An 8,207-nucleotide genomic window follows, 5' to 3' on the forward strand; every position below is an offset into this window, starting at 1 on the left:
ACTGGGCCGATGACGACGACGTCCTCCCCGTCCGGCGTCCGCCCGGAGCGGGTCCGGACGCGCACGCCGAGGGGCGGTTCGCTCGCGACCCGGGTGTTCGTCGCCCAGCTCCTCCTCCTGCTCGTCGCCCTCGTCCCGCTCGGTCTCGCCGCCGTCCAGAACGCGCGAGCGGCCGAACGTACCCGCGCCGTCGAGGTCGCGCGCTCGGTCACGATGACGCTCGCCGACGACCCCTGGGTCCTCGAAAGCGTCACCGGGCCGGACCCCGCGGACGCGCTCGGCGCACGCATCGAGCAGATCCGCCGCGACACCGGCGTCGACTTCGTCGTCGTGATGGACACCCAGGGCACGCGGTACACCCACCCCGACCCCGCGATGGTGGGCGGCACGTTCATCGGCGACATCGACGGCGCCCTCGCCGGCGAGGTCACGGTCGAGGACGCGCAGGGCACCCTCGGGCGCTCGGTGCGCGTGGTCGCCCCGGTGCGCGACTCCGACGGCGAGATCGTCGCCCTGGTCTCCACCGGCGTCGTGCTGCGCGCGGTGCACGCCCGGGTGATGGACTCGCTCGTCGACCTCGGCGTCGTGCTCCTCGTGGGGCTCGGTGTCTCCGTGGCCGCCGCGTGGTGGCTCTCGCGGACGGTGCGACGGCAGACGTTCGGACTCGGCGCGCAGGGCCTGGCCCGCCTGCACAGCTACTACGACGCGCTCATCGAGTCCGTGGGGTCGGGCCTGGTGCTCATGGCCAACGACGCCACGGTCGTGGTCGCCAACGACCAGGCCGTCACGCTGCTGGACCTCGCTCCCGTCCCGCCCGGCACCCCGGCCACCGCGCTGGCCGGCCTCGGGCTCGACGCCGAGCTCACCGAGCTGCTCGCCTCGGGTCGTCCGGCCGACGCCGAGCTCTTCGCGATCGGCGGGCGCACCCTCGTGGTGAGCCAGACCGAGGCGCTCAGCGAGGGGCGCCGGATGGGCTGGATCGCGACGATCGCCGACCGCACGGAGCTCGCCCGGGCGAGCGGCGAGCTGGACAACCTGCGCCAGTTCACCGACTCGCTGCGCGCCCGCTCGCACGAGGCGGACAACCGCCTGCACACCGTCGCGATGCTCGTGGAGCTCGGCCGCTACGACGACGCGATCGAGTTCGCGACGGCGAGCGCCCGGTCCTCCCAGGCCCTCACCGACACCGTGGTCGGCCAGGTCGCGGACTCCGCGCTCGCCGCGCTCGTGCTCGGCAAGTCGGCGCAGGGCGCCGAGCGCGGCGTGGCGGTCGTCGTCGCCGAGCTGGACGTGCCCGCCGGCGTCTTCGACTCGCAGGACCTCGTGACGATCGTGGGCAACCTCGTCGACAACGCGCTCGATGCCGCCTCCCACGCCCCGGCGCCACGTCGCGTGAGCATCGCGGGGCACGTGGCCGACGGCGTGTTCGTGCTGCGCGTGGCCGACTCGGGCCCCGGCGTGCCGCCGGCGCTGCGCACCCGGATCTTCGAGCGGGGCTTCAGCACGAAGACCGGCTCGCCCGCCCGGCCGCACGGGCGCGGGATCGGCCTCTCGCTCGTCGAGCGGACGGTGCACCGGTGCGGTGGCACGATCGAGGTGACGGACGCCGTCGGGCACCTGAGCGCGGCCGAGGCCCCCTCGGAGCGGACCGGTCGAGACGCCTCGGCCCCCGGACCCGCCGCCCGACCCGGCACGCTCATCGAGGTACGACTGCCCGTCCCGAGGGAGGACACGTGATCCGTACGCTGGTCGCCGACGACCAGGTCCTGGTGGCCCAATCGCACGCGGCACTGCTCGCGCGCGTGCCCGGGTTCGAGTGCATCGGCACCGTGCACGACGGCCGTGCGGTGCTGGCCCGGGTGGCGCGCGACGACGTCGACCTCGTGCTCCTGGACCTGTCGATGCCTGCGATGGGCGGGCTCGACGTGCTGCGCGCGATGCGCTCGCAGCCCTCCTCCCCCGACGTCATCGTCATCTCCGCCGCGCGCGACGTCGACGCCGTGCGCGAGAGCGTCCGCTCCGGTGCCGTGCACTACCTCATCAAGCCGTTCACGTTCGCGGCGCTGCGCGAGAAGCTCGAGCACTACGCGTCCTACCGCGCGCTCGCCTCCCGTGAGGGCGCCGTGACGGACCAGGGCGAGATCGACGCCGCGCTCGCGACGCTGCGCGACACGGGCGCGTCCGTGCTGCCCAAGGGTCTCTCGCGCGAGACGCTCACCGTGGTGCGCCAGGCGCTCCGCGACGCGCCCGAGGGCGCAGGCGCCCAGGCGGTCGCGGACGCGGTCGGCGCGTCGCGCGTCACGGTGCGCCGCTACCTCGAGCACCTCGTGGAGATCGGGTCGGTGGAGCGCGTGCCGGTGTACGGCCGGGCAGGCCGGCCCGAGCTGGTCTACCGCCTGCGCTGACGCGAGCGCTGCGGTGCGGTCACGGGGGTCTCCCCGTGACCGCACCGCAGCGCTCGCGGCGGCCTCGGCGGCCTCGCGGCCGCCCTCACCGGCGGCTCAGAGCGTCATGACGAGCAGCGAGGACGCCGCGATGACCGTGGTGACCCCGCCGAGCCGGGTCGAGATCTGCGCGAACGGCATGAGCACCATGCGCTGCGAGGCCGAGAGGATCGCGACGTCGCCGGTGCCGCCGAGCCCGGAGTGGCACACCGTCACGAGCGAGGCGTCCACGGGGTACATCCCGAGCCACCGGCCGACGAAGAAGCCGGTCGCGGCCATCGTGAGCACGACGGCCGCGCACGTCAGCACGTAGCCCGGCGTGAGGACGGAGAGCACGCCGTCGAGCGGGATGTAGAGCATGCCGAGGCCGACGAGTCGTCGGTGAGCACGGCGACCGCGTTGCGCTTGATCGTGTAGTCCCAGACGCGCTCGGGGTCGGTCGCGATCGCGGCGCTCACGCGGGCCACGCCCGGCGTGTACGCGATGGACAGGTCGTCCCGCGTCTCTAGCGCGAACGACGGCGTGACCCGGATCTTGCCGCCCTCGTGCAGCGCGAACGTCTTGTCCGCGACGTCGAGCAGCGTGACGCCGCGCACCGCGCAGACCGCCTCGACGACCTCGGTGCCGTGCGCCTCGTCGCGGCACAGCACGTCGATCGTGCGGGTCACGGCGAGGCCGTTGCGATGGTGGGCGTCGATCCGCCCGAGGTTGGCGCCGGTCGTCCCGATCGCGGTGGTGAGCCGGCCGAGGGTGCCCGGGTCGAACGCGAGCTCCACGCGCAGCGTGAGCGTGTAGGCGGCCGACGGCGACGCGAGCGTCGGCGCAGCGGCGGATGTGGGTGTGCTGGTGCTGGCAGCGCCGACAGTGGCGCTGGTGATGGTGCTGGTCATTCCCCGGTCCTCTCCGACGGGTCCGACGTGTCGTCGGTCGTGACCAGCGTGGGCGTGGGCGTGAGCCAGGTCACCGTTGCGGTCGTAAGGAGAGGCTGCAGAGCTTGTGGTCGCGGGTCAGCACCCGCCGCGGAGCGTCAGCGCCGCGCGTAGTTCGGCGAGTCGGCCACCATCTGCACGTCGTGCGGGTGGGACTCCTTGAGCCCCGCCGGGGTGATCCGGACGAACTTGCCGCGGCGCTGGAGCTCGGGCACGGTGCGCGCGCCGACGTAGAACATCGACTGGTGCAGTCCGCCGACGAGCTGGTGCGCGACGGCCGCGAGCGGGCCGCGGTAGGGCACCTGGCCCTCGATGCCCTCGGTGATGACCTCGTCGTCGGGCACGTCGCCCTGGAAGTAGCGGTCCTTGGAGAAGCTGCGCCTGTCCCCGCGCGACTGCATCGCGCCCAGCGACGCCATCCCGCGGTAGCGCTTGTACTGCTTGCCGTTGACGAACACGAGGTCGCCCGGGCTCTCGTCGGTGCCGGCGAGCAGCCCGCCCAGCATCACCGACTCCGCGCCGGCGACCAGCGCCTTGGCGATGTCGCCCGAGTACTGCAGCCCGCCGTCGCCGATCACGGGGACGGCGGCCTCGCGGCAGGCGAGCCACGCCTGGTAGATCGCGGTGACCTGCGGGACGCCGACGCCCGCGACGACCCGGGTCGTGCAGATCGAGCCGGGCCCGACGCCGACCTTCACGGCGTCCACGCCGGCCGCCACGAGCGCCGCGGCGCCCTCGCGGGTCGCGACGTTGCCGCCGATCACCTGGACGTCGCGGGTGGCCGGGTCGGACTTGAGGCGGCGCACCATGTCGAGCATGAGGCGCGCGTGGCCGTTCGCCGTGTCGACGACGAGCACGTCCGCGCCGGCCTCGACGAGCGCCGTCGCGCGCTCCCAGGCGTCCCCGAAGAACCCGACCGCCGCACCGACGAGCAGGCGGCCGGCGGAGTCCTTCGACGCCATGGGGTACTGCTCGGACTTCACGAAGTCCTTGACCGTGATGAGGCCCGCGAGCAGGCCGTGCTCGTCGACGAGCGGGAGCTTCTCCACGCGGTGCTTGGCCAGCAGCGCGGCGGCATCCTCGCGCGCGATCCCGACGGGTGCGGTGACCAGCGGCGACGCGGTCATGACGTCCCGCACGCGGGTGCCGGCGAACCGCTCGCGGGGCACGAAGCGCAGGTCGCGGTTGGTGATGATGCCGACCAGCGTGCCGTCGGGCTCCACGACGGGCAGGCCCGAGACCCGGTACTGGCCGCACAGCGTGTCGAGCTCGGCGAGCGTCGCGTCCGGGCCGACCGTGACGGGGTCGGTGATCATGCCGGACTCGGAGCGCTTGACGAGGTCGACCTGACCGGCCTGGTCGGCGATCGGCACGTTGCGGTGCAGGATCCCGATGCCGCCCTGGCGTGCCATCGCGATGGCCATCCGGGACTCGGTCACCGTGTCCATCGCCGCAGACAGCAGCGGGATCCGGATCGAGATCTCGCGCGTGAGGCGCGTGGTGGTGTCGGCGTCGGACGGGATGACGTCCGTCTCGCCCGGGAGCAGCAGCACGTCGTCGTAGGTGAGGCCGACGAAGGAGAACTTGTCCTCGACGGACTCGGCGGCGGGGGCGCCGAGCGGCGCACTGGCGAGGGTGGACGAGGCGGGGGAAGCGTCGGTGACCGTCACCTGGTCATCGTAGTCGCCCGCGTGTCGGCGACCCTCGTACGCCCGGGTGGCGCGGGCCACACGGGGCGCACCCGGACGCGACGGGGCCCCGGACGCGCGATGCGTCCGGGGCCCCGTCGAGTGCGGGTCGAGCCCTACTTCTCCACGACGGCGAGCACGTCGCGCGCCGAGAGGATGAGGTACTCCTGGCCCGAGTACTTGACCTCGGTGCCGCCGTACTTGCTGTAGATGACGATGTCGCCGACGGCGACGTCGACCGGGATCCGGACGCCCTTGTCGTCGACGCGACCGGGGCCAACGGCCAGGACCTTGCCCTCCTGGGGCTTCTCCTTGGCGCTGTCCGGGATGACCAGACCGGACGCCGTGGTCTGCTCGGCCTCGAGCGTCTGGACGACGATCCGGTCCTCGAGCGGCTTGATGGAGACCGACACGTCGGACCTCCCCTTCCGTGATGAAAGATGACGATGGGTGAGGCGCGCCGCCCACGGCCCGTCCGCCGTCGCGGGGGTCGGCCGAGCGTGTCCGTCGCACCTGGTTCCACAACCTCGCGGTTGCGGTGCCGCCGTCCACTCTAGGAACGCGTTAGCACTCGGTCAAGGCGAGTGCCAGACGCGTGTCACACCGCGGGTGCCGCCGCGCGCCGGCGGTAGGGCAGGATCGCCCCGTGGACCCCGCGAGCATCGCCCCCCTGCTGGAGCCCGCGGGCTGGGCGCTGCTGGCGGAGCTGCCGCCGTACGACGCCTCCTCGAGCCTCGCGCTCGGCACCGCGCTGCGGGCCTCGGGCCTGGACGCCGACCTCGTCGCGGCCGCGCTGACCCAGTCCCGGCTGCGTGCGAAGGCACGGGCCAAGTTCGGCGACCTCGCCCGCGACATGCTCTTCACGCCCGAGGGACTCGAGCAGGCCACCCGGCTCCCCGTCGCGGCGCGGCACGCACACCGCTTCCGCACGGCCGGCGCGACGTACGTCGCCGACCTCGGCTGCGGCATCGGCGCCGACGCGATGGCGCTGGCGGGGATGGAGCTGCGCGTGCTCGCCGTCGAGCGGGACCCCGCGACGGCGCTGGTCGCCGGGATCAACCTGCGCGCCCTGCCCGAGGCGCGGGTCTGGCAGGGCGACGCGTTCGACGCCGACCTCACCGGCGTCGACGCCGTCTGGGCCGACCCGGCCCGGCGCACGACGAGCGGCGCCCGACTGCACCGGCTCGCGGACTACAGCCCCGCCGTCGAGCGCCTGCTGGCGCTGCGCACGACCGGGCCGCACCCGGTGGGCATGCTCGGGCTCAAGCTCTCCCCCGCGCTCGCGCACCGCGACATCCCGGTCGACGCGCGCGCGGAGTGGGTGAGCGTCGGGGGCGACGTCGTGGAGACCGGGCTGTGGTTCGGCGACCTCGCGCCCGAGGGGCCGGGGCGGACGGCGCTGCTGCTCGCCGTCGACGGCGTGCACGTGCTGGCCGAGCGAGGCGACCCGAGCGCGCCGGTCACGCCGGCGCCGACGGGTCCGCTCGGCGCCTACCTGTACGAGCCCGACGGCTCGGTGCTGCGCGCGGGCGTGGTGCACCGCGTGGCCGAGGAGACGGGCACGCACCTCATCGACCCGAGCATCGCGTTCCTCACCGGCGACCACCTGCGTCCCACGCCCTGGGCCACGGCGTTCCGGGTGCTCGACGCGATGCCGTTCTCCCTCAAGCGCCTGCGCGCCTACCTGCGCGAGCGCGACGTCGGGACGCTGGAGATCAAGAAGCGCGGCAGCGCGCTCGATCCCGCGAGACTGCGCGGCCAGCTCTCGCTTCGTGGCCGCGCATCCGCCACGATCGTGCTCACCCGGGTCGCGGGCGAGCAGCGCGTGCTGGTGGTGGAGCGCGTGGGTGATCGCCCCGAGCCGCTCGAACGGCCCGACATCCGACCCGCCGACGAGAGAGGGGACGCCTGATGGCTCAGCCCGTGCGGATCCCGTTCGCGTCCTCACGCCGCGGCACGATCGGGCTGGAGTGGGAGCTCGCGCTCGTCGACGTCGACTCCGGCGACCTGCGCCAGGTCGCCTCGACCGTGCTCGACGCGCTCCGCCCGCCCGAGGCGAGCGAGCACCCCTACGTGAAGCAGGAGCTCCTGCTCAACACCGTCGAGGTGGTCTCGGGCGTCAACGAGACGGTCGACGGCGCGGCGCGCGACCTCGAGCGCGCGATCGGCGAGATCCGCGCGGTGACGGACCCGCTGCGCGTCGAGCTCATGTGCGCGGGCACCCACCCGTTCGCGCGCTGGAACCAGCAGAAGGTCACCGACAAGCAGCGCTACGCCACGCTCATCGACCGCACCCAGTGGTGGGGCCGGCAGATGCTCATCTACGGCGTGCACGTGCACGTCGGGATCGAGGACCGCGACAAGGTGCTGCCGATCATGCGCGCGCTGCTCACGGTGTTCGCGCACCTGCAGTCGCTCTCGGCGTCCTCGCCGTTCTGGGGCGGGGACACCACGGGCTACGCCTCGAACCGCGCGCTCATGTTCCAGCAGCTCCCGACGGCGGGCCTGCCCTTCCAGTTCCCGTCCTGGGCAGAGCTGGAGCAGTACGTGGGCGACATGCAGCACACCGGCGTGATCGACGACTTCACCGAGGTGCGCTGGGACATCCGGCCCTCGCCGCGGTTCGGCACGCTCGAGGTGCGGATCTGCGACGGGACCCCGACGATGCTGGAGCTGCGCGCGCTCGCGGCGCTGGTGCACTGCCTCGTCGAGCACTTCTCCAGCGAGCTCGACGCCGGGCGCGAGCTGCCCACGATGCCGACGTGGTTCGTCCAGGAGAACAAGTGGCGCTCGGCGCGCTACGGCATGGACGCGATCGTCATTCTCGACGCCGAGGGCAACGAGGAGCTCGTCACCGACTCCGTGGCGGGCTGGCTCACGGTGCTCGCACCGGTCGCGGAACGGCTCGGCTGCGCCGAGGACCTCGACGGCGTGCGCACCATCCTGCGCAAGGGCGCCTCCTACCAGCGGCAGCGGGCGGCCGCGCGGCGGGCCGGCGGGAGCCTCGGCGCGGTGGTGGACTCGCTCGTGCGCGAGATGCGCGCGGGCCGCCCCCTCTAGCTTCGCGAGAGGAAGTCCGTCCTTTCGCGAGAGGAAGTCCGTCCTTTCGCGAGAGGAAGTCCGTCCTTTCGCGAGAGGAAGTCCGT

At 73.5% G+C, this 8,207-nt stretch carries 8 protein-coding genes; 4 read left to right on the top strand and 4 right to left on the bottom strand.

Going from position 1 to position 8,207, the window contains the following annotated elements; genetic code table 11:
• Nucleotides 1-9 precede the first annotated feature (9 nt).
• Entirely contained in the window at nucleotides 10-1,737 is a 1,728-nt protein-coding gene (locus FH969_RS06630; RefSeq protein ID WP_139986555.1) for a sensor histidine kinase, read from the top strand.
• Complete coding sequence (locus FH969_RS06635; protein WP_139986556.1) at nucleotides 1,734-2,405, top strand: response regulator; 672 nt, start codon at nucleotides 1,734-1,736, stop codon at nucleotides 2,403-2,405. The genes FH969_RS06630 and FH969_RS06635 overlap by 4 nt, the downstream gene beginning before the upstream one ends.
• Nucleotides 2,406-2,501: 96 nt before the next feature.
• Here FH969_RS06635 and FH969_RS06640 read toward each other — a convergent pair whose 3' ends face one another.
• From FH969_RS06640 to groES, 4 genes are all read right to left on the bottom strand, one after another.
• Nucleotides 2,502-2,804: a 2-hydroxycarboxylate transporter family protein gene (locus tag FH969_RS06640; protein WP_139986557.1), complete on the bottom strand. Its 303-nt coding sequence runs from the start codon at nucleotides 2,802-2,804 to the stop codon at nucleotides 2,502-2,504.
• Nucleotides 2,747-3,334 (bottom strand): ACT domain-containing protein, encoded by a 588-nt coding sequence (locus tag FH969_RS06645; RefSeq protein WP_139986558.1) that lies wholly within the window; start codon nucleotides 3,332-3,334, stop codon nucleotides 2,747-2,749. The genes FH969_RS06640 and FH969_RS06645 overlap by 58 nt, the downstream gene beginning before the upstream one ends.
• A 137-nt stretch (nucleotides 3,335-3,471) precedes the next feature.
• Nucleotides 3,472-5,043, bottom strand: coding sequence for an IMP dehydrogenase (gene guaB / locus FH969_RS06650; protein ID WP_139986559.1), 1,572 nt, complete (start codon nucleotides 5,041-5,043; stop codon nucleotides 3,472-3,474).
• 134 nt (nucleotides 5,044-5,177) lie between these two features.
• Nucleotides 5,178-5,474 (bottom strand): co-chaperone GroES, encoded by a 297-nt coding sequence (gene groES / locus FH969_RS06655; protein WP_108719237.1) that lies wholly within the window; start codon nucleotides 5,472-5,474, stop codon nucleotides 5,178-5,180.
• Between the two features lie 233 nt (nucleotides 5,475-5,707).
• Here groES and FH969_RS06660 point away from each other — a divergent pair, with 233 nt between their 5' ends.
• Together FH969_RS06660 and FH969_RS06665 are read left to right on the top strand one after the other, a co-directional pair.
• The gene (locus FH969_RS06660; RefSeq protein WP_180359703.1) at nucleotides 5,708-6,973 is read left to right on the top strand and encodes a THUMP-like domain-containing protein; all 1,266 of its coding nucleotides are present in this window, start codon (nucleotides 5,708-5,710) and stop codon (nucleotides 6,971-6,973) included.
• A complete protein-coding gene (locus tag FH969_RS06665) occupies nucleotides 6,973-8,121 on the top strand; it encodes a glutamate--cysteine ligase (protein ID WP_108719236.1) in 1,149 nt (382 codons plus the stop codon). Before FH969_RS06660 ends, FH969_RS06665 begins: the two co-directional genes overlap by 1 nt.
• The last annotated feature ends 86 nt before the right edge of the window (nucleotides 8,122-8,207 follow it).

It is taken from the genome of Miniimonas arenae, from assembly GCF_006351005.1.
Classification (GTDB): Bacteria; Actinomycetota; Actinomycetes; order Actinomycetales; family Beutenbergiaceae; genus Miniimonas; species Miniimonas arenae.

Bases quoted from the DNA above. Each gene is read 5' to 3' on its own strand.
- FH969_RS06630 (WP_139986555.1), top strand. From the start codon at position 10: ATGACGACGACGTCCTCCCCGTCCGGCGTCCGCCCGGAGCGGGTCCGG.
- FH969_RS06645 (WP_139986558.1), bottom strand. From the start codon at position 3,334: ATGACCAGCACCATCACCAGCGCCACTGTCGGCGCTGCCAGCACCAGC.
- FH969_RS06665 (WP_108719236.1), top strand. From the start codon at position 6,973: ATGGCTCAGCCCGTGCGGATCCCGTTCGCGTCCTCACGCCGCGGCACG.
- FH969_RS06640 (WP_139986557.1), bottom strand. From the start codon at position 2,804: ATGCTCTACATCCCGCTCGACGGCGTGCTCTCCGTCCTCACGCCGGGC.